14 protein-coding genes and 1 pseudogene are annotated in these 19,384 nt (G+C 71.0%); 5 read left to right on the top strand and 10 right to left on the bottom strand.

The genetic code is table 11. The annotated features are described in order from the left end of the window. Positions 1-64 precede the first annotated feature (64 nt). A complete protein-coding gene (locus OG936_RS30580) occupies positions 65-916 on the bottom strand; it encodes an SMP-30/gluconolactonase/LRE family protein (RefSeq protein WP_406499084.1) in 852 nt (283 codons plus the stop codon). Then, entirely contained in the window at positions 913-1,047 is a 135-nt protein-coding gene (locus tag OG936_RS30575) for a hypothetical protein (protein ID WP_406499082.1), read from the bottom strand. Before OG936_RS30575 ends, OG936_RS30580 begins: the two co-directional genes overlap by 4 nt. Before the next feature lie 198 nt (positions 1,048-1,245). Between OG936_RS30575 and OG936_RS30570 the strand changes: the two genes are divergently transcribed. Together OG936_RS30570 and OG936_RS30565 are read left to right on the top strand one after the other, a co-directional pair. After that, a complete protein-coding gene (locus OG936_RS30570) occupies positions 1,246-2,055 on the top strand; it encodes a methyltransferase domain-containing protein (protein WP_406499080.1) in 810 nt (269 codons plus the stop codon). Positions 2,056-2,079: 24 nt separating this feature from the next. Continuing rightward, positions 2,080-2,433 carry a VOC family protein gene (locus OG936_RS30565; protein ID WP_266750022.1) on the top strand — a complete coding sequence of 118 codons (354 nt, stop codon included), beginning with the start codon at positions 2,080-2,082 and terminating at the stop codon, positions 2,431-2,433. An 87-nt stretch (positions 2,434-2,520) separates the two neighbouring features. Here OG936_RS30565 and OG936_RS30560 read toward each other — a convergent pair whose 3' ends face one another. Next, positions 2,521-4,512, bottom strand: coding sequence for a DUF5107 domain-containing protein (locus OG936_RS30560; RefSeq protein ID WP_406499078.1), 1,992 nt, complete (start codon positions 4,510-4,512; stop codon positions 2,521-2,523). Positions 4,513-4,801: 289 nt separating this feature from the next. Between OG936_RS30560 and OG936_RS30555 the strand changes: the two genes are divergently transcribed. After that, complete coding sequence (locus OG936_RS30555; protein ID WP_406499077.1) at positions 4,802-5,137, top strand: DUF6204 family protein; 336 nt, start codon at positions 4,802-4,804, stop codon at positions 5,135-5,137. Between the two features lie 42 nt (positions 5,138-5,179). Here OG936_RS30555 and asnB read toward each other — a convergent pair whose 3' ends face one another. Next, positions 5,180-7,027: an asparagine synthase (glutamine-hydrolyzing) gene (asnB, locus tag OG936_RS30550; protein WP_406499075.1), complete on the bottom strand. Its 1,848-nt coding sequence runs from the start codon at positions 7,025-7,027 to the stop codon at positions 5,180-5,182. 760 nt (positions 7,028-7,787) lie between these two features. On the opposite strand from asnB, the gene OG936_RS30545 reads away from it, so the two are divergent. Next, positions 7,788-9,140, top strand: coding sequence for a hypothetical protein (locus tag OG936_RS30545; RefSeq protein WP_406499073.1), 1,353 nt, complete (start codon positions 7,788-7,790; stop codon positions 9,138-9,140). A gap of 127 nt (positions 9,141-9,267) precedes the next feature. Here OG936_RS30545 and OG936_RS30540 read toward each other — a convergent pair whose 3' ends face one another. The 6 genes and pseudogenes from OG936_RS30540 to OG936_RS30515 all read right to left on the bottom strand — a co-directional run bounded on the left by OG936_RS30540 (position 9,268) and on the right by OG936_RS30515 (position 15,390). Continuing rightward, positions 9,268-9,864 (bottom strand): GNAT family N-acetyltransferase, encoded by a 597-nt coding sequence (locus tag OG936_RS30540; protein ID WP_406499071.1) that lies wholly within the window; start codon positions 9,862-9,864, stop codon positions 9,268-9,270. Between the two features lie 153 nt (positions 9,865-10,017). Further along, positions 10,018-10,254 (bottom strand): annotated as a pseudogene (locus OG936_RS30535) (peptidase S15); the annotation flags it as partial. A gap of 5 nt (positions 10,255-10,259) precedes the next feature. Further along, a complete protein-coding gene (locus OG936_RS30530; RefSeq protein ID WP_406499069.1) occupies positions 10,260-11,204 on the bottom strand; it encodes an LD-carboxypeptidase in 945 nt (314 codons plus the stop codon). Continuing rightward, positions 11,201-13,180 carry a prolyl oligopeptidase family serine peptidase gene (locus OG936_RS30525; protein ID WP_406499068.1) on the bottom strand — a complete coding sequence of 660 codons (1,980 nt, stop codon included), beginning with the start codon at positions 13,178-13,180 and terminating at the stop codon, positions 11,201-11,203. The genes OG936_RS30530 and OG936_RS30525 overlap by 4 nt, the downstream gene beginning before the upstream one ends. A gap of 22 nt (positions 13,181-13,202) precedes the next feature. Continuing rightward, on the bottom strand, positions 13,203-14,564 hold the full coding sequence (locus OG936_RS30520; RefSeq protein ID WP_406499066.1) for a M20/M25/M40 family metallo-hydrolase: 1,362 nt from the start codon (positions 14,562-14,564) through the stop codon (positions 13,203-13,205). Continuing rightward, positions 14,557-15,390 (bottom strand): M55 family metallopeptidase, encoded by an 834-nt coding sequence (locus OG936_RS30515; protein WP_384453837.1) that lies wholly within the window; start codon positions 15,388-15,390, stop codon positions 14,557-14,559. Before OG936_RS30515 ends, OG936_RS30520 begins: the two co-directional genes overlap by 8 nt. Before the next feature lie 1,011 nt (positions 15,391-16,401). Here OG936_RS30515 and OG936_RS30510 point away from each other — a divergent pair. Next, positions 16,402-19,350, top strand: a complete 2,949-nt coding sequence (locus OG936_RS30510) for an AAA family ATPase (RefSeq protein ID WP_406499064.1) — start codon at positions 16,402-16,404, stop codon at positions 19,348-19,350. Positions 19,351-19,384 lie beyond the last annotated feature (34 nt).

Below are 19,384 nucleotides of genomic sequence, written 5' to 3'. Positions count from 1 at the left end.
CGAGGGTTCGACCGGCGGCGCCCGCCCGACGGAGCCGTCACCGGAACCGGCCGAGGGGGCGGGCTCAGCCCGCGAAGGCCGTCTGGGGCATCCCGTGCCCCGCGTCCGGCAGCACCAGCAGTGAACCGGACAGCGGGTGCGGGTCGGCGAGGCCCGTGCGGGCCGTGGAGATGTAGAGGTCGCGCAGGTCCGCACCGCCGAACGCGCAGGCGGTCGGGCGTCGTACCGGAAGTCCGACGACGCGGTCCAGGGAGCCGTCGGCCGTGTAGCGGCGCACCGCGGCGCCGTCCCACAGGGCGACCCAGACGGCCCCGTCGGCGTCGACCGTCAGCCCGTCGGGGAACCCCGCGCCCTCCTCGACGGTGGCGAACGGGCGCCGGTTCACGGCGTGTTCGCCGTCGAAGTCGAAGACGTCGATACGGCGCGTGGGCGTGTCGATGAAGTACATCAGCCGCTCGTCCGGGCTCCACCCGATGCCGTTGCCGCAGGCCACGACGGGCAGCACCGGGGTGACCGTGCCGTCGGGTGCGATGCGGGAGAGGCTGCCGCCGGTCTCCGCGCCGTCGTAGCGCATGGTGCCCGCCCACAGCACACCGTCCGGGGCGACCGCCGCGTCGTTGCCGCGGCGTCCGGGCTCGGGGTCGTGGACCAGCCAGCGGAACGCGCCGTCGGGGTCGTACAGGCCGATGCCGTCACGCAGATGGACCACGAGCCCACCACCGGCGCGTGGTTTGGCCGCTCCGACGTGCTGTTCGGTGGCCATGACCGTACGAAGGCCGGTCACCGGGTCGTAGGTGTGCACGCGGGCGGCGACGATGTCGACCCAGATCAGCCGGCCGGTGACCGGGTCCCAGGTCGGGCCCTCGCCGAGCTCGGCCTGCTCGCGTACGGCCACGTCCAGGCCTGCGCCACTCAATGTCTCTGCCCCTCGATGTCTCTGCCCCTCGTGGTGTCCGAGCCCCGGCCGGAGAGCACCTCGGCACCGTCGGCCGCGAGGCCCATCGGCTCCTTCTCGCGCTCCTCGGTCCGGCGGACCACCGGAATCACGCACTCAGCGTAGCCGCGTGACCAAGGCCTCGGCACAGTGGCCGTGCGGTGCCGGGGGACCCGGGTGGGGGCGCGAGAGCGCCCACATACCAAGACACGTATCTCAATATTCGACATGCGCGCGTACGGTGTCGCTGACGATCAGCCCTTCGCGCGGCTCGCGTTCGGGCTCCGCGCCCCGAGGAAGGATCCACCGCCATGCCGAAAGAGACCGCCGTCTACACCCACGGCCACCACGAGTCGGTACTGCGCTCGCACCGCTGGCGCACCGCCGCCAATTCCGCCGCCTACCTGATCGACGAACTCCGCCCCGGCATGAACGTGCTGGATGTCGGCTGCGGGCCCGGCACCATCACCGCGGACCTGGCCGCGCTGGTCGCCCCCGGCCGGGTGGCCGCCGTCGACACCACCGGGGAGATCCTGGCCCGGGCTGCCGAGGTCGCGGCCGAACGCGGCCTGGACAACGTCGAGTTCACCACCGCGGACGTGCACGCCCTGGACTTCCCCGACGACTCCTTCGACGTCGTCCATGCCCATCAGGTGCTCCAGCACGTGGGCGACCCGGTGCAGGCGCTGCGCGAGATGCGGCGCGTCTGCCGCCCCGGTGGCATCGTCGCGGCCCGCGACAGCGACTACGCGGCAATGGCCTGGTATCCGGAGGTGCCGGGCATGGACGCCTGGCTGGAGCTGTACCGCCGGGTCGCCCGCGCCAACGGCGGCGAGCCGGACGCGGGCCGGCGACTGCTGTCCTGGGCGCGGCAGGCCGGCTTCACCGACATCACCCCGACCGCCGCCAACTGGTGCTTCGCCGCTCCGGAGAGCCGTGCCTGGTGGAGCGGCCTGTGGGCGGACCGTACGGTCGGCTCGGTGTACGCGGAGCAGGCCGTGTCCGGCGGCCATGCGAGCGCCGGGGAGCTGACCTCGATCGCCGCGGCCTGGCACGCATGGGGCGAGCGGGACGACGCCTGGTTCACGGTCCCGCACGGCGAGGTGCTCTGCCGGGCCTGAGCGCCGCCAACTACCCTTGTGCGCATGGACATTATGGGAACCACGCTGCGCATCTGCGTCGACGACCTGGAGGCCGCGGTGGCCTTCTACGAGGACCTCACGGCCAGTTCCGCGCTGCGCTTCGAGCGCGGCGGAGTCTCGGTCGCCGCGATCGGCTGCTTCCTGCTGATGAGCGGCCCGGAGTCGGAGCTGGAGATCCTGCGCAAGGTGACGGCGACGATCGCGGTCAAGGATGTCGACGAGGCCCACGCCTCCCTCACCCGCGTCGGCGCCCGGATCCTCGCAGGTCCGGTACCGACGCCGGTGGGCCGCAATCTGATCGCGGTGCATCCGGACGGCTCGGTCTTCGAGTACGTCGACCGGACCCCGGCCGGCTGAGCCGCGGGCTCCCCTCCCGACGGACCCGACTCGCGGCCGTCCGGCCCGCACCGGTGGAGGTGGGCGCGGGCCGGACGGCCGTCGGCGTCAAGCCCCGGGCCGCATCCGATAGTTGTACGCGTCCGGCAGTGGCTCGTCGGTGAGCTCGGCCCAGACCTCGTCCAGGATCTCCGCGCCCTCGCGCAGATCCGCGACCTCGAAGCCCTCGTCGAAGACGGCCCGGGCGGCGCTGCGGTCGCCCTCGGCCATCAGCAGTCGCGCCTCCAACAGGCGGAAACGACCACGCTGTTGGACCACCGGAAGCAGGCCCGCCCACACCGTCCGGGCCGCCGCGGAGCGCCCCGCCGCCAGCATTGCCTCCATCGCCTCGCGGCCGAGCGCCGACGCGGCGGACGTCCGGGCGCCATCACCGCCTTCATCGTCGCCCTCGCCGTCGGGGTGTTGCGCACACAGGTCGCCGAACGCCTCGGCGTAGAGATCGGCGGCCCGGTCCCCCTGTCCGCTCTCCTCGGCGGCGACGGCGAGGCAGCGCAACAGCGGCCACCGGGACGGGGCGAGCGCCAGTCCGCGTTCCCAACTGCGGACCGCCTGGGCGCGGTCGCCGACGTGCCACTGGGCGACGCCGAGATGGTATTCGGTGAGGGGTTCGGCGGCGGCCGTCTCCAGCATGTCGCGCCAGTGCGGCGAGACCAGGGAAGGACCGGGCGGGGCCGCCCGCCGGGGCTCGGGGAAGGTGCCCTGGTCCAGCAACTCCAGCCAGGGCTCCTGCTGTTCATCCAACGTGGACTCGGCGAACGGCGTGCCGGGGAGTTGGTACTTTCCGCGCCGGACTTCCAGGGCGCCCCAGCCGGAACCGGTGGCGAGCGACTCGCCGGGCTCGGTGTCGGCGCAGGAGCGCCAGGCGGCGTACGCGGCGTCGACATCGGCCCGCGGCAGCACCTCGGCGAGCCGTTGCTCCGTCTCGGCGCGGGCTGCCGCCCAGTCGTCGCCGTGCACGGCCCCGGGGTCCGCGGACAGCGGCCCGTACGACTCCAGCCAGCTGAATTCGGCTCCCGGTTCGAGCGGAACGTGTTCCAGCTGGGTACGGGCGAGTCCGGCCTGGATCTCGGCGTAGCCGACGGTGCCCGGCTCGGTGAGCCACTCCTGCCAGCGCCGCCCGCCCGGGCCGCTGCCCCACAGGAACAGCTTCCGGCCCCGCAGCAGATCGGTCGACGTCTGGACGAGTCCGTTCCCGTCCTCGTCGAGGGAGGCGATCCAGCGGCGCGCGCCGTCGGGCACCTCGTAGAAGTAGTCGGCGGGGAAGTCGCCGCGCACCGGGTACGTACGGTCGACAGAGCCCGACTCGGGGACCGGGACCCGGGTCAGGGTGCGCTCGTAACCGAAGTGCCACGCCTCCTCGGCCGGGGCCAGGACGCGGGTGCGTTCGCCCTCGGGCACGGCGATGTTGGACCACCAGTAGACGGGTGCCGTGTGCTCGTGCGGATTGCGTATCCGTACCCCGACGTGCAGGAAGTCGGAGTCCTCGGGCAGCCAGAGGTCCACCTGGAACGGCAGGTCGCGCAACCTCTCCCATTCCCAGAGGCGGACCATGTCCCCGCCGTCGGGTGCGGGCACCCGGGCCGCGTGCACCGGGGCGCACGACAGCGTGGTGTGGCCCGTGGCGCCGATGTTCCACTCGATGCCGCCGGAGAACCAGGCGCCGTTGAGCGCGAAGTCGGCGGGCTGCAGGACGGGGTTGGTGTAGAGAAGTTCGCGGCCGGTCGGCTTGTGGTGGAGGGAGTGGATGCGGCCGCCGAGCCCGGGCAGGACGGTGGCCCGCAGCCGGGCGTTCTCGATGATGATCGCGTCGAGTCCGGTGGGGACGCGCTCGCGCCCGTACCCGTCGAGGATGCGCACCGGCAGCACGGTGGCCAGCGGTTCGTAGCCGATCTGGTGTGCCATGTCACGTGGCAGTCCGGCCCGTTCGCGGTCGTCGACGACATGCATCTCGTCGAGCGGCCGCAGTGCGGGCAGCGGGTTCTCCGGGCCCAGTGGTGCGGCGGGCAGAGTCAGTACGGCACGTCGTACGGTCGTGGCCAAGGCAACCTCGCTCCCTCGCGCGGGTCGCCTCAGGTCCGGGCGCCCCCCCGATGACCATCGAACACGTTGGACTGCGGCCCGGCCAGGGGCGTTGCCGTCGGACTTCGGCAAAAGACCGAAAGATCACGGGAGCGGCACCGGAGACCGCCGGCCCGGAGCCCCGGAGCCGGTGGCCCGGAATCCGGTGGCCCCGGACCCGGTGGCCCGGATAATTCGCGTGCGTCTCACCCGCACCGCCGTAACCTTGCCCCTCGATGGTTCACGAGCGAAAAGCGGAGCGGGAAACACGATGAGCACGCAGCACACCTACCGAGTGATCGTGCGCGGCACCTGGGACGGCCTGACCGAAGAGGCGCGCGCCCGGCTCCTGTCCGCGGTGGACGAGCACGGCCTGAGCGCGATGCAGTTCACCGAGGAGGGCTCGCTGACGTATGACCGGGTGCTCAAGCACTTCAGCTTCCGGTTCGTGGTCGTGTCGGACGCCGAGGACGGCGAGGAGATGGCGTCCGCGATCGCCGAGGACCGGGCCGAGACCCTGCTGCGGAACCAGGGTTACGGTCATGGCGAACTCCGGTCCAAGGCAACGGACATGGACACCATGAAGATCAATTACAAGGGGCGGTGAGCGGCGGGGCGGCCATCGCGCGCCCCGCCGCCTGCAGCCCGCTCAGCCGAGGTCGAGCTCCGGCTCGTACATGTCCAGCCACATCGCGAGGTCCAGGGTGCGTTCCAGCCCGCGTCGGGACGCCGAGGTGATCCCGGGCGCGTCGTGTTCGGCCACCCTGCGCAGCCGGTCGCGGTCGACGAGGTCGAAGACCCGGTGGCCGGGGCTCGCGAGCAGGGTGCGGGCGTGCTCCTGGAGGGCGACGGCGTACTTCGGGTCCTGGGTCGACGGATAGGGGCTCTTGGTCCGCTCGTACACGGAACGGGGCAACAGATCGGCGGTGGCCTCGCGCAGCAGGCTCTTCTCCCTGCCGTCGAAGGACTTCAGGGCCCAGGGGGTGTTGTAGACGTACTCGACGAGCCGGTGGTCGCAGAACGGCACCCGGACCTCCAGACCGACGGCCATGCTCGCGCGGTCCTTGCGGTCGAGCAGCACGCGTACGAACCGGGTCAGGTGGAGGTGGCAGATCCGGCGCATGCGGTACTCGAAGTCGCTCTCGCCGGTGAGCCGTTCGATGCCGGCGACCGCGGATTCGTAGCTCTCGCGGATGTACTTCTCCAGGTCGAGGGCCTGGTTCACTTCGTCGCGGAGCACGCCCGCGTCCTCGCCGAAGTGCTCGGTGAACCGGACCAGCCAGGGGAAGGTGTCGGCGCTCCGCGCCTCCTCGTCGAAGAACTGGAGGTAGCCGCCGAAGACCTCGTCGGCGGACTCGCCGGACAGCGCGACCGTCGAGTGTTCGCGGATGGCCCGGAAGAGCAGATAGAGCGAGGCGTCCATGTCGCCGAGGCCCATGGGGATGTCCCGGGCCCGGATCATCCGGGCGCGCACATCGGGGTCGGCGAGGGCGTCCGGATCGAGCACGATGTCGCGGTGGATGGTGCCGGCCCGCTCGGCCACGGCGTGGACGAACGGCGTGTCGGGGGTGGTGCGCAGTTCGTCGGCGACGAAGTTCTCGGTGCGCCCGACGAAGTCGACGGCGAAGGTGCGTACCTTCTCACCGGCCCTGGCGAGCTGCCGGGCGGCGAGGGAGGTGACCGCGGAGGAGTCGAGGCCGCCGGAGAGCAGGATGCAGCGGGGCACGTCGGAGATCAGCTGGCGGCGCACGATGTCGTCGAGCAGTGACCGTACGGTGGCGATCGAGGTGTCCCGGTCGTCGGAGTGCGGACGGGTCTCCAGCCGCCAGTAGACGTGTCGGCGCACACCGCCGCGGTCGACGGTGAGCACCGTGCCGGGCTCCACCTCGTACATGCCGTCCCAGACGGCGTGTCCGGGGTTCTTGACGAGGCTGAAGAGCTCCCGGAGCCCGTCCAGGGTCACCCGGGGCCGGGACAGCGGGTTGGCGAGGATGGCTTTGGGCTCCGAGCCGAAGAGCACTCCGTCGGGCGTCGGCCAGTAGTAGAAGGGCTTGACGCCCATCCGGTCGCGGATCATGACGAGCTTGTCGTGGCGGCTGTCCCAGACGGCGAAGGCGTACATGCCGTTGAGCCGTTCGGCGACGGACTCGCCCCACTCCAGGTAGCCGTGCAGCACGACCTCGGTGTCCGAGTCGGTGAGGAAGCGGTGCCCGCGGGCGGCCAGTTCGGTGCGCAGTTCGGTGAAGTTGTACGCCTCACCGGAGTAGACGAGGGCGACGTCGCCCTCGGGGGTGGAGACGGTCATGGGCTGGCGTCCGCCGGGCAGGTCGATGATCGCGAGCCGGCGGTGTCCGAGCCCCGCATGCTCGGCGGTCCAGGTCCCCCGGTCGTCCGGGCCCCGGCAGGCCATGGTCTCCGTCATCGCGTCCAGGGTCGCGGCTTCCGCGGCGCCCCGCAGATCGCGGTCGAAGGAGACCCAGCCGACGATGCCACACATACGCGTCCTTCCGATTCGGTCCCGGCCGGGAAGCGGTCGTACGCACGGTGCCGTCGCTCGGGCGGCATGCCGAAGGCGAAGGCCCGGCAGAACCAGTTGTATTTAGCAGCTATATATCGAGCCTGTGCCTGCGCTTGCGTTCGGTCAACACGATCGTCAACTCGCCGGCGACGGACTCCCGATACTTTCGGCCGCCGTTTTCCCCTTCCTGTACGGAGTGCAGAGACCCGCATCCCGTACCCGGCGGGCGCACGCGTCGCGGAGGCAACCCGAATCGGCCATGGGCAAAGACTTGCCCAATCCAGCTTCGGCCAGTGGGGTGTACCCGGCGGCTCGGCACGGGGCCCATACGCCGGATCGGGCAGCTGCGCCCGCCATACGGGCAGCGGTACGTTCCGGGAGCGTGAACCCGCCGCTCACGCGATGCGGCGTCGAATTCTCCGCGCGACGGCGTTGAGCAGCGCGAACAAAATTGATGGGCGCTGCCTGCGGGGGCTGCCCATCGACACGGCGGACGATCGACCGAGCGAGAGACCCACTCGGGACGGAGCACGTCATCCCTCTCATCCAGCACCCCGCACCCGCCGTCGCTTCGCGAACGGAACATCACCGGCCACCGCCACCGCCCCGGAGAGCCCTGCGCCGGGCGGCCTCGTGGACCCCCGGTCTCGTCGCCCTGCTCGTCGGGTTCTGGGGAATCCGTCGCCAGAACACCCTGTGGGGAGACGAGGCGGTCACCTATGCCATGTCACACCGGAATGTGCCTCAGATATGGCACACCCTGGGTCACGTCGACGTCGTGCACGGCCTCTACTACCTGATCATGCGCGGCGTGTTCGGCCTCTGGGACGGCGGACTCGTGGCACTGCGGCTGCCCTCGGTACTGGCGGTCGCCGCGGCTGCGGTCGGCATCGTACGGCTCGGACAACGCCTCGGCGGGACCTGGACCGGACTGCTGGCGGGCCTCGTCCTCCCGATGCTTCCGCCGATACAGCGGTACGCGCAGGAAGGCCGGTCCTACGCGCTGATCTGCGCGCTGATCACATGGGCCAGTTGTCTTCTCGTCAGCAACCTCTCCCGGCCGGAAGGACCGGACAAGGGGCGGGCACGGGGGCGCAGACGGGCACGGATGCAGGGCTGGGCACGGGGATGGGTGACATATGGCGTTGTCATGCTGACGGCCTGTCTGCTCCACGAGTTCGCCGTACTGATACTTCTGGGCCACGGCGTGACCGTCTTCGGGACGCGTTCGGTGCGGCCGATGAGACGGGCGTGGACCATCACGGCGGGCGGGGTCCTCGCCGGGCTCCTCCCGATCGCCGTCTTCAGCACCACGCAGTCGGCGCAGGTGGACTGGATCGGCCCGCCGGACGCCGGGGAGGTGCTGGGCTTCGTCGTGACAGCCCTGCTGGGCCTCGTCCTCGCCCGCTCCACCGGCCGCTCGCGCGGACCGGTCACTTTGCCCGGGCTCGCGCTCCCGCTGCTGATCCTGCCCACCACGCTGCTCATACTGACGAGCCCGTTGCATCCGTTGTACGTGGACCGGTACATCCTGGCCTCCGCCATCGGCTTCGCGCTCCTGGCGGGCGCGGGGCTCGACCGTCTCCGGCTACGGCTGTCGGCGCGCGACGCGGGAACCGTGCGACGTGTGACATGTGCTCTGGCAATGGTCGCGCTGCTCGCCACCCTCGTCCCCGTGAGCACCGCGCTGCGGAAGCCGGGGAGCCGCGAGAACGACGCGGTGGCGATCGCCCGGGCGGTCCAGGACATCGCCGGGCCCGGGGACGGGTTGCTGTTCATGCCGTCGCGCAGACGCGTGTGGACGCTGGCCCGGCCGGACTCCTTCGTGGCGCTGTCCGACCTCGCCCTGGAGCGGACCCCCGTGGCGTCCAACACGCTGTTCGGCCGTGAGTTTCCGCCGGAGCGGATCCGCGAGCGCATCCTGACCAGCACTCGCGTCATCGCGGTGCGCGACCCGGAGGGCCAGCCCCTGGACGCGAGCGCGCGCGAGGCGGTCAAGCGCGCCACCCTCGACGCGTACTTCGAGCAGTGCGCGAGCCGGACGGTCACGCAGGCGCGCATCACCGTGTACGCCAGGCCCGGCCACTGCTGAACCGCGCGGCCGATCCGATCCGGACAACCAACACGGCCGGCCGATCCGATCCGGCCGGTCGGTCGGTCGGTCGGCCGGCCGGTCGACTCAGCCGGCCGGCCTGCTCGATGCCCCGCAGGCCCCGGCCCTAGCTCAGCATCTCGGCCGTGATCGCCCACCGCTCGTGGTCGCGCCAGGCTCCGTCGATGAAGAGGAAGTCCGGCGAGAACCCTTCGAGGCGGAATCCGGCCCGCCGGACGAGGGCGATCGACTCCTCGTTGGCGGGCTGGATGTTGGCTTCGAGCCGGTGCAGGCCGAGCGGCCCGAAGGCGTACCGCATAACCAGTGCCAGTCCTTCGCTCATCAGACCGCGCCCCACCGTGTGGGCGAAGGCCCCGTATCCGAGCGCGCCGCAGCGGAACCCGCCGTGGACGATGTTGTTGATGTTGATGAACCCCGCGATCCCACCGCCGCCCCCGCCCTCTCCGGCCCTGCCCTTGCCGGCTTCCCGTTCGCGTTCGCGTTCACGTTCCGGTTCGCAGACCAGGAAGCCCGCCTTGGTCGGGTCGTCGATCAGCCGTCCCGCGTAGGTGGCGTACGCACGGACGTCCTCGGGCGGGAAGAGCCAGGGGCGGTGTACGCCCCGGCTCTCCCTCGCCCGCGTGGTGAACTCTTCGGCATCCGCCGGGGTGTAGGCGCGGATCGCCACACGGCGCCCCTCGGCCAGATAGTCGAATGCAGACATCCGGCCAGCTTAGGGGGCGGTCGGCCCGTCGCGCGCTCCTCACTTCCCCGGCTCGCCGACCACCGGCAGCTCCAGCACACCGGTGTCCTCGGGGGCGCTGAACACCGCGACCGGCTTGATGCCGCGGTTGCCCAAGTACGCGCTGTCGCCCGCTATGAACTTGCCGTCGCCGGAGAGGTACCTCTTCCGGTTCAGGGCCGGCACGGCGGCCGCGGTGCCGTGGCCACTCCTCCAGTCGCGTTAGTAGGCGAACTCGGGCCCGGTGTCGGTGCTCTTCTTGTGCTGGAGGTAGCGGTTGAACCAGGCGAGGACGTGCTGTCCCACGTAGCTGGTCTCCAGATTACCCTGGCCCAGGTCGAGTTCACCGGATACCTGCCCGCCGCTGTGCCCCCCGTTCAGACCAGCGCGGACCCCTCGATCGTGAGCGTCGCGGGGCCGCCGTCGGCCGGCGCGTCCAGCACGGCGGGCACGCCGAGCGGAATCGTCAGCGCCGTCGGCCCGTGCCCGAAGCCCAGCTCCTCGACGACGGGTACGCCCAGGGGCCCGAGCCGGTCGGCGAGGACCGCCCGCACGCCCTCGTACGGGCCGCAGCCGGCCCAGGAACCGCAGGCCACCCCGGCTGTCCCGGCGAGCGCGCCGGCCCTCAGCAGCTGGGTGAGGACGCGGTCGATGCTGTACGGGTCCTCGGTGGTGTCCTCGATCACGAGCAGCCCTCCCCGGGCCGACGTGCGGGCGTGCGGGGTGCCCAGGTCGGCGGCGAGCAGACTCACACAGCCGCCGTAGGTGATGCCGCGGGCCCGGCCCGGTACCAGCGCCCGCGCCGTGGGCAGGCCGAGGGTCCGTACCGTCTCGGGCTCGAACAGGGTGGCCCGCAGGGACTCCTGCGTGTCCGGGTCCTTGAGGAAGGTTTCGGCGCCGGCCATCGGACCGTGCAGCGTGGCGAGCCCCATGCGCCGGGCGAACGCCTCGTGGAGCACGGTGATGTCGCTGTAGCCGATGAACACCTTGGGTCCGGCCGCGCGCATCGCCGCCCAGTCGACCAGGTCGACCATGCGGTGCGCGCCGTACCCGCCACGGGCGCAGATCACCGCGTCGACGGACGGATCGCACCAGGCTTCCTGGAGATCCCGGGCGCGCGCCTCGTCCGTACCGCCGAGGTATTCCAACTCCGGGTGGACGTCGCGCACATGAGGAGTCTCGACGGGGTCCAGGCCCCAACTCCGCAGTACGTCGAGGCCCGCCTCCAGACGGTCCGCGGGCACCGGCCCGCTCGGTGCCACGACGGCGATCCTGGCACCGGGACGCAGCCGGGCGGGGCGGGTCAGGGGTGCGAGGGTCACTTCTTCAGCTCCAGTCGCGGTACGTCCGGGCAATCGATGCCGAACGTCTGCCCGTACAGGGAGAGTTCGGCCTCCAGGGCACGGATCATCGTATCGGCGCGCCGGAATCCGTGCCCCTCCCCCTCGAAGGTGAGGTACGCGTGCGGGACACCGCGCCCCTCGATCTCGGCCAGGAACCGCTCGCACTGGACGGGCGGGCAGATCGGATCGTCCAGCCCCTGGAGCAGGAGGAAGGGGGTGGTCAGCCGGTCGGTACGGCTGACCGGCGACCGTTCGCGGTAGCGGTCCGGGACATCGGCGAGGGGGCCCACGAGGGACTCCAGATACTGCGACTCGAAGTCATGGGTCTCGTCGGTGCCCCAGCCGGTCAGGTCGAGAATGGGGTAGATGATCGTGCCGCAGGCGTAGACGTCGGTGCCGGTCAGCGAGGCCGCGGTGGTCCAGCCGCCGGCGCTGCCGCCCCGGATGGCGAGCCGCCGCGGGTCGGCCGTGCCCTCGGCGGCCAGCGCCCGGGCGACGGCGGCGCAGTCCTCGACGTCGACGACGCCCCACTGTTCGCGCAGCCGGTTGCGATAGCCCCTGCCGTAGCCGGTGGAACCGCCGTAGTTCACTTCGGCGACGCCGATGCCGCGCGAGGTGAAGTAGGCGATCTCCAGGTCGAGTACGAGTGCGGCATGGCCGGTGGGGCCGCCGTGCGCCCAGACCACGTAGGGCGGCAGTTCACCGTCGGGGCCGGCCCGGTCGGGATTGCGGGGCGGGTAGATGTGCGCGTGGATCTCCCGGCCGTCGGGCCCGGTGAAGGTGCGGTTCTCGGGCCGCGGGTAGTACGCGGGGTCGACGGCGTCCTCGTGCGGTGTGCCGATGATCCGGGTGCGGCCGGTCGCGGTGTCCAGCTCGACGACCTCGTAGGCGCTGTACGGGCTCGCGGCGATGCCGTAGACCCGACTGCCGTGCACGGTGAGCGACTCGGCCCATTCGGTCCAGGGGCCGGCGACGTCGGCGAGGTCACCGGTCGCCGGGTCGAGGATGCCGAGCGTGGTGGTGCCCCTGCCGTGGACGGTGGCGATCAGGCCGTTCTCCAGCGGCCGGAACCAGCTGAGGCCGATCTTCCACAGCGGTCCGGCGAACTCCTGCTCCCGGGGGCAGAGCGCGACCGCGCCCCGGTGCGGGTCGGCACGGTACAGGTTCCACCAGCCGCTGCGGTCACTGGCGAAGAGAAGCCGCCCGTCGGCGTCCCATTCGATCTGCGGCACCGATTCCTCGGGGCCGCCGCCGAAGCTCCAGGTGTGCTGGAACGTACCGTCCTCGGCGACGTCCGCGAGCATCACTTCGGTGCCGTCCCACGGCATGCGCGGATGGTCCCAGGCGAGCCAGGCGGCCCGCCGCCCGTCGGGCGAGAGCCTCGGCCCGGTGACGAACCGGTGGCTGTCGTCGGTGAGTTCGCGTACCGCGGAACGGTCCTCGGCGGCCGAGCCGTTCAGTGGTACGGCGGCGATCACCCGGCGCAGGTCGGTGGGCCGCTCGCCGGTGAACTCCTCCAGGACGCACCATACTTCGCCCCGGTCGAGGTGGAGCTGCGGGTCGACCCACCGCAGCCCGCCGCCAACGGACGAGACCGGGGTGAGCGGCCGGGGCTCGCCGGGTTCGTCGGGGGCATAGGCGTACAGCCGCTGGTCGGCGAAGTGGACGAAGACGATCAGTGGTCCGCCCTCGGCGCGTTCGGCCCCGGCCCAGGGCTGTCCGCCGTATTCGATGACCCGGCTCCGTACGTTCCACGGAGCAGGCAGGACGCTGTCACCGGTCCCGTCCGCGCGGCGGCGGATCAGGGCGCGGCGGCCCGCCTCGGCCGGGCGCGGCTCCGTCCACCACACCTCGTCGCCGACCACGCCGACGTATTCCGGACGGCCGTCGTGCGAGGCGGCCAGCCGCGCGTCGATCGGCGAAGGCCACGTTCCGTAGGGCCCTGTGGACACCATGTTCGATTCCCCCCGTTCCGGGTCAGGCCGTGCGCAGATAGTGGTCGAGGACGCGGACACCGAAGTGCAGTGCGTCGACGGGGACGCGTTCGTCGACGCCGTGGAACAGCGCCTGGTAGTCGAAGCCGACGGGCAGCTTCAGCGGTGAGAAACCGTAGCCGGTGATGCCGAGCCGGGAGAACTGCTTGGCGTCCGTACCGCCCGACATGCAGTACGGCACGACGTGGCCGTCCGGGTCGAAACGTTCGATCGCGGCGCGCAGCTTCGCGAAGGTCGGCGAGTCGACGGGGGCCTGCAGCGGGACCTCGCGGTGGTGGAACTCCCAGTCGACGTCGGGTCCGGTCAGCCGGTCCAGGGTGGCGTGGAACTCGTCCTCGCCACCGGGGACCATCCGGCCGTCGATGAAGGCGGTGGCGTGGCCGGGGATGACGTTGACCTTGTACCCGGCCTCCAGCATGGTCGGGTTGGAGCTGTTGCGGACGGTCGGTGCGACCAGGTCGGCGGCCGGCCCGAGCTTGCCGAGCAGCTCGTCGACGTCGAAGCCGGGGGCGTCGAGGTCGGGGTGGATGCCGTGCAGGGCGGCGAGCTCGGTGAGCGCGGCGCGGACCGTCGGGGTGAGCCGGACGGGCCATTCGTGCGCGCCGATCCGGGCAACGGCCGCGGCGAGCGTGCTGACCGCGTTGGCCTTGTTGACCTTGGAGCCGTGCCCGGCCTTGCCGTGTGCGGTGAGCTTCAGCCAGGCGGTGCCGCGCTCGCCGGCGGCGATCGGGTAGAGCGGCATGTCCGGTCCGGCGTGGAAGGTGAAGGCGCCGGATTCACTGATGCCCTCCGTGCACCCTTCGAAGAGTGCGGCGTGCCGGTCGGCGAGGAAACCCGAGCCGTCCTCGGCGCTGGCCTCCTCGTCGGCGGTGTACGCGATCACGATGTCGCGGCGGGGGCGGACACCGGCGCGCGCCCAGGCCCGTACGACGGCCAGGACCATCGCGTCCATGTTCTTCATGTCGATGGCGCCGCGCCCCCAGACGACGCCGTCGCGGACCTCCCCGGAGAACGGGTGCACGGACCAGTCGTCGGCCTCGGCCGGGACGACGTCGAGATGGCCGTGTACGAGCAGGGCGTCGGCGGACGGGTCGGTGCCCTCGATCCGGGCCACCACATTGGTGCGCCCGGGGGTGCGCTCCAGCAGGGCGGGTTCCAGTCCGGCGGCGGCCAGCCGCTCGGCGACGTACTCGGCGGCCGGGCGCTCCCGGCAGTCGCCGCCGCCGCGGTTGGTGGTGTCGATCCTGATCAGTTCGGAGGTGAACGTCACCGATTCGTCGAGCGCCTGCCGGTCGACGCTCTCGGCGCTCTCGGCGCTCTCCTGGGGGTGGGTCGCCTCAGCCATACTGTTCCTCCACGGCGGACGACACGATCGTCGTCACCGCCTTGAACGTGCGGATACCTTCGTACATCGTCGCGCTGGTGTAGGCCACGCGCCGTTCGCCGCTGGGCGCCACGCCGGGGACGACGGTGGCCGCCGCGGCCAGGTGCTCGGCGTCGAACTCCAGCTCAATGGTGAAGGGGCCGCCCTCCACCGGGGTGTGCCGGACGGCCAGCGCGGTCGCGTCCTTGGCCGCGGCACGGATGTCAGCGGCGGTACGGGCCGGGGTGCGGCACACCGCCGCGTACCGCGAAACGTGGTCCTTCACGGCGACCTTGCGGGCGGCGGGGGCGTACCCGTCCGCGTCCACGCAGGTCAGGTCGTCGCCCGTGACGAGGACGACGGGTACGCCGTACTCGGCCACGACATGCGCGTTCAGCAGCCCCTCGCTGGCCCGGGCGCCGTTGAGCCAGACCCCGGTGATGGAGTTCGCCAGGTAGGTGTGGGCGAGGACCCCCTCGGCACCGGCGCCGGTGTGGTAGCCGACGAAGGCGATGGCATCGACGTCGCCGTGCTGGATGCCTTCGACCATGGAGAGGGACTTGTGTCTGCCGGTGAGCATCTGCACCCGGTCGTCGAGCCGCTCCAGCAGGAGGTTGCGCATGGACCAGTGAGCCTCGTTGATGAGCACCTCGTCGGCGCCGCCGTCGTAGAAGCCGAGCGCCGCCGCGTTCACATCGGAGGTGAACAGGGCACGGCACCGCTCCCATTGGGGGGTGCCCGGCAGCACATCGGCCGGCCAGGTGACGCCGGTGGCGCCTTCCATGTCCGCACTGATCAGGATCTTCATGATGAGTCCGTCTTCTTACAGGTCAGGGGCTATCCGGGCCGGTCGCGAAACCAGTTGCCGACATCAGTTCCTGAAGGCTGTTAAGCAGGCACCCAACTCGGCGCCCCCATACAAGCATCTTTGCTGGCCAACCGTCTCCCCTCCGCCGTCACCGAGGCCGAAACGCCCCTTTCTCACGATCCGGCATCGCTCCCATCAGCCGCAAGCAGTGCCCTTACCCTGTCAAGGGCCTCGCGCCGCGCCTGTAGCGCGGCGTGGGTGTGAACCGACATCGTCGTGTCGAAGTGACCGTGCCTCAGGATGGCCCGGCTGCGGCAGGTTCCCGGCGAGCAACTCCTCGGCCAGGTTGAGCTCGCCGAGGTAGTGGACATCTGGTAGACCGACCCCGGTTGGGGGTGGCTGGTTCGCCCGCCGCCATCGCGATGTCGTTCCTCATCCCCAAGCCGTCGAGAGCCGATACGGAGAGTCCTCGGCTCTCAGGCAGGCGGCGCAAGAGGCACCGGAGGTGACCAACGGGATCCTGTACCGGCTGCGGACGAGTGTTCCGCAGCGGGATCTGCCGACTGGCTAATCGGTTGCTGACCGACCCGACGCCGGCGCTCAAGGAGTTCGGCGAGTCAGGCTGCTCCGCCTGCCTTTTCCGTCAACTCTGCCGGGGTGACAACTGCTGAGCTTAGGCACAGCACGTGACGCCGCTTCCGGGAAACCGGCCGTCAAAGACCGCGCACGGTGCAAGAACGCGGTACCGGTGCGGCGTCCCGCCGGTCCGTAGCGCCACGGCGGCGGAGCGGACCGATGTGAGTCTGAGGCAAGTGACACGGAGTTCTCTGCCCCCGGGCGGGCGCGACGGCAGCACAAACCCCAGCCCTGGAACTCCACAGGTATCGCCTTCGGCACCACGCCTTGAACCTGGCCTATCCCCCTGCCACCCCGCCTTGTAACCTCTGGTCATATTGTTCACGGAAGACGACGGTTCGGGCACGCCGTCGTCTGTCTCCCACAGTGGGGCGCATGTCTACCAGCGATTCCGACACACGCAGCCTACTGGCGATCGCATCACCCGGTTTGGTCGGACGCGAGCGCGAACTCGCCGCTCTGAGAGCGGCGTTGTCCGACCCGCCGGTGGTCGTGCTGATCGAGGGCGAGGCCGGGATCGGTAAGAGCCGACTGATCCAGGAACTGCTCGCGGCGCATGCCCCGGCCCGGCAGCGGGTGCTGCTGGCGGCCTGCCCGGCTGTTCGACAGCCCTTTACGCTCGGGCCGGTGGTGGACGCGATCCGACCGGCGACCGAGGATGTCGCCCGGCTCGGCCTGAGCGGGCTGGCGGGGGCGCTCCGGCCGTTGTTCCCCGAGTGGGCATCAGCGTTGCCGCCCACACCCGACCCTGCCGAAGACGCGGCAGCGGCACGACACCGGCTGTTCCGGGCCATCGAGGAGCTCCTCGAACGGCTCGAGATCGGGTTGCTCGCGGTTGAGGACGTGCACTGGGCAGATGAGGCCACCCTGGAGTTTCTGCTGTTCCTGGCATCCCGTCCGCAGCAACGCATCAGTCTGCTCGTGAGCTACCGCCCGGAGGAAATCGCTCCGGACTCCCTGCTGCTGCGGTTGTCGTCGCGGCAACCGGCGGGAGCGGCGCGGCTGCGGCTGTCGTTGGAGCCGTTGGATGTCCCCGGGACTGCCGAGATGGTGTCCTCGATGCTGGGTGGAGAACGGGTTTCCGACGAGTTCGCGACCATCCTGCACGAGCGGATCGACGGGCTTCCGCTCGCGGTCGAGGAGACCGTCCGGCTGATGTGGAACCGCGCTGACATGACCCCGCGGGGCGATTCCTGGGCGCGGCAGCGACTGAGTGAGATCGACGTACCGCCGACGGTGCGGGACGTCGTACTGGAACGCGGCGCACGGCTCGGCCCGGCGGCGCAGGCGGCGTTGCGCGCGGCCGCCGTACTCACCGACCCCGCCCCCGAGGACGCCGTCGTCGAGGTGATGGCTCCGGAAGGCGATCCGGCGAGCAGGCTGGCGGGCCTGGCGGAGGCGGTGGGTTCAGGGCTGCTGACGGAGGACCCCAGCGGGCTGGTCTCGTTCCGGCACAAGCTGGCGTGCCGCGCGGTGTACGAGGCGATTCCCGTGCCGCAGCGGAGGGCGATGCACCTGCGCGCCGCGCACGTCCTCGAAAGCGTCACCACGCCCCCGGTCGCCCAGCTGGCGCGCCACTTCCGGGAGGCCGGCGACACGACTGCTTGGTGCCGGTACGCGGAACAGTCTGCCGACCTCGCCCTCGCCTCGGGTGACGATGCGACGGCGGTCATCCTGCTGCACGATCTGCTCACCAACGCCGACCTGCCGCCCGCCGACGTGGTCCGGCTGACCGGCAAGGTTCCGTTCGGTCTGCTCAGCGGGCACGAACGCTACCGCGAACTGATGGACGCTCTCCGCCTCGTGCTGGACACCGGTGAGGCGGCGCCGAGCGAGGCGGCGGAAATCCGCTTCCACATCGCCCGGCTACTGCAGCAGACGGAGGCGTTCGAGCAGTCCCGGATCGAGATGGAACGGGCACTGCCCGACCTCGGGCACGACCCGGTGAAAGAAGCCCGCGCAATGGTGTTTCTCGGCCTGCCGTACGGGACGACGACACCGGCGGCCGAACACCTCAGGTGGCTGCGGCGCGTTGCGCAGATGCCGGTCTCGATGACGCCGGGGGACCGGCTGAGCATCCGGGTCGGACGGGCGAGCGGACTTTTGCTGCTCGGTGAGGAGGAGGGGTGGGCGGAGGCGGCGTTGATCGGCGATGACGCGTCCACCGCCGCGGAGAGGCAGCAGATCACGGTCGGCCAAATCAACGTCGGGCACATGGCGCTGATCTGGGGGAGGTACCCGGAGGCGAGGCGTTTGCTCACGCTGGCCGTAGGGCTGGCCGACACGTATCAGTACCGGAAGCATCGTAGGCTCGGGCAGGTAACGCTGGCTCACCTCGACTGGCTCACCGGAGACTGGGACGGGCTGGCCGACCGGGCCGGCTTGCTGGCCGGTGACGAGGAACTCCTGCAGCCGGTGAGTCGCCTGGCGCCGGCCATGGTCACCGGCTTGCTGTATGCGGCCCGCGGTGACCAGGACAGAGCGGACGAGTGCCTGCGGCTCGTCCTTGAACAGGCGGACCGACATGGCGGTGCGGAGTACTCCATCGAACCTGCCGGCGCCCTGGCCAGGCTCCGGCTCGGCGCCGGGCGGATCGACGACGTACTGCAGCTGACCGACGAGCCGATCCGGTTTCTGGAACGCAAGGGCACCTGGATCTGGGCCACCGAACTCGCCCCGGTCCGGGCCGAGGCGCTGCTCATGGCCGGCCGCGCCGACGAAGCCGGCGACCTGGTCGACGCTTTCGCAGCGGGAGTGCGCGATCGCCGCGCACCTGGCCCGCACGCCGCCTTGTCGGCCTGCAGGGCGATTCTGGCCCAGCATCAAGGCGATCCCCTCAGCGCCGCCGAACTGTTCGCGCGTGCGGCCGACGCGTGGCAGGGCCTTCCGCGGCCGTACGACGCCCTGCTCAGCCGTGAGCGACAGGCCCGTTGTCTGCTATGTGCGGACCAGTCCGATGCGGCTCTCTCCCTCTTTACGGAAATCTTCCAGGGATTGTCCACCCTCGGCGCTCGTGGCGACGCCGAGCGCGTCATGCACACACTGCGTGGATACGGTGTCGGGGTGAAGCGTCCGTCGTGGCGCGGTGGACGGCGAAGCTACGGCGATCAGCTGTCTCCCCGGGAGCTCGACGTGGTCCGGCTGCTCGTCGGAGGCCGGACCAACCGGGAGATCGCCGGTGTCCTCATCCTGTCGCCGAAGACGGTCGCGCGGCACGTGGAAGGAGCGATGCGCAAACTTGAGGTGTCGTCCCGGACTGCGCTGGCCGTGAAGGTCGTCGAAGCCGGCGTCGTCGTCGACAGCTTGGCCGGCGCGCACCGTTAGGCGGGCGCGGCAGCAAAATTGGGTCATCTGCCCA

The sequence above is a fragment of the Streptomyces sp. NBC_00846 genome (assembly GCF_045207325.1).
Taxonomy (GTDB): Bacteria; Actinomycetota; Actinomycetes; order Streptomycetales; family Streptomycetaceae; genus Streptomyces.
The sequence above is the reverse complement of the archived record's forward strand: the minus strand, read 5'-3'. Positions and strand labels throughout refer to the sequence as shown.

Excerpts from the sequence above, each read along its gene's own strand:
- OG936_RS30555 (WP_406499077.1), top strand. The coding sequence starts at position 4,802 with ATGAGCACGCAGCACACCTACCGAGTGATCGTGCGCGGCACCTGGGAC.
- asnB (WP_406499075.1), bottom strand. The coding sequence starts at position 7,027 with ATGTGTGGCATCGTCGGCTGGGTCTCCTTCGACCGCGATCTGCGGGGC.
- OG936_RS30570 (WP_406499080.1), top strand. The coding sequence starts at position 1,246 with ATGCCGAAAGAGACCGCCGTCTACACCCACGGCCACCACGAGTCGGTA.
- OG936_RS30540 (WP_406499071.1), bottom strand. The coding sequence starts at position 9,864 with ATGTCTGCATTCGACTATCTGGCCGAGGGGCGCCGTGTGGCGATCCGC.
- OG936_RS30515 (WP_384453837.1), bottom strand. The coding sequence starts at position 15,390 with ATGAAGATCCTGATCAGTGCGGACATGGAAGGCGCCACCGGCGTCACC.
- OG936_RS30520 (WP_406499066.1), bottom strand. The coding sequence starts at position 14,564 with ATGGCTGAGGCGACCCACCCCCAGGAGAGCGCCGAGAGCGCCGAGAGC.
- OG936_RS30565 (WP_266750022.1), top strand. The coding sequence starts at position 2,080 with ATGGACATTATGGGAACCACGCTGCGCATCTGCGTCGACGACCTGGAG.
- OG936_RS30510 (WP_406499064.1), top strand. The coding sequence starts at position 16,402 with ATGTCTACCAGCGATTCCGACACACGCAGCCTACTGGCGATCGCATCA.
- OG936_RS30525 (WP_406499068.1), bottom strand. The coding sequence starts at position 13,180 with ATGGTGTCCACAGGGCCCTACGGAACGTGGCCTTCGCCGATCGACGCG.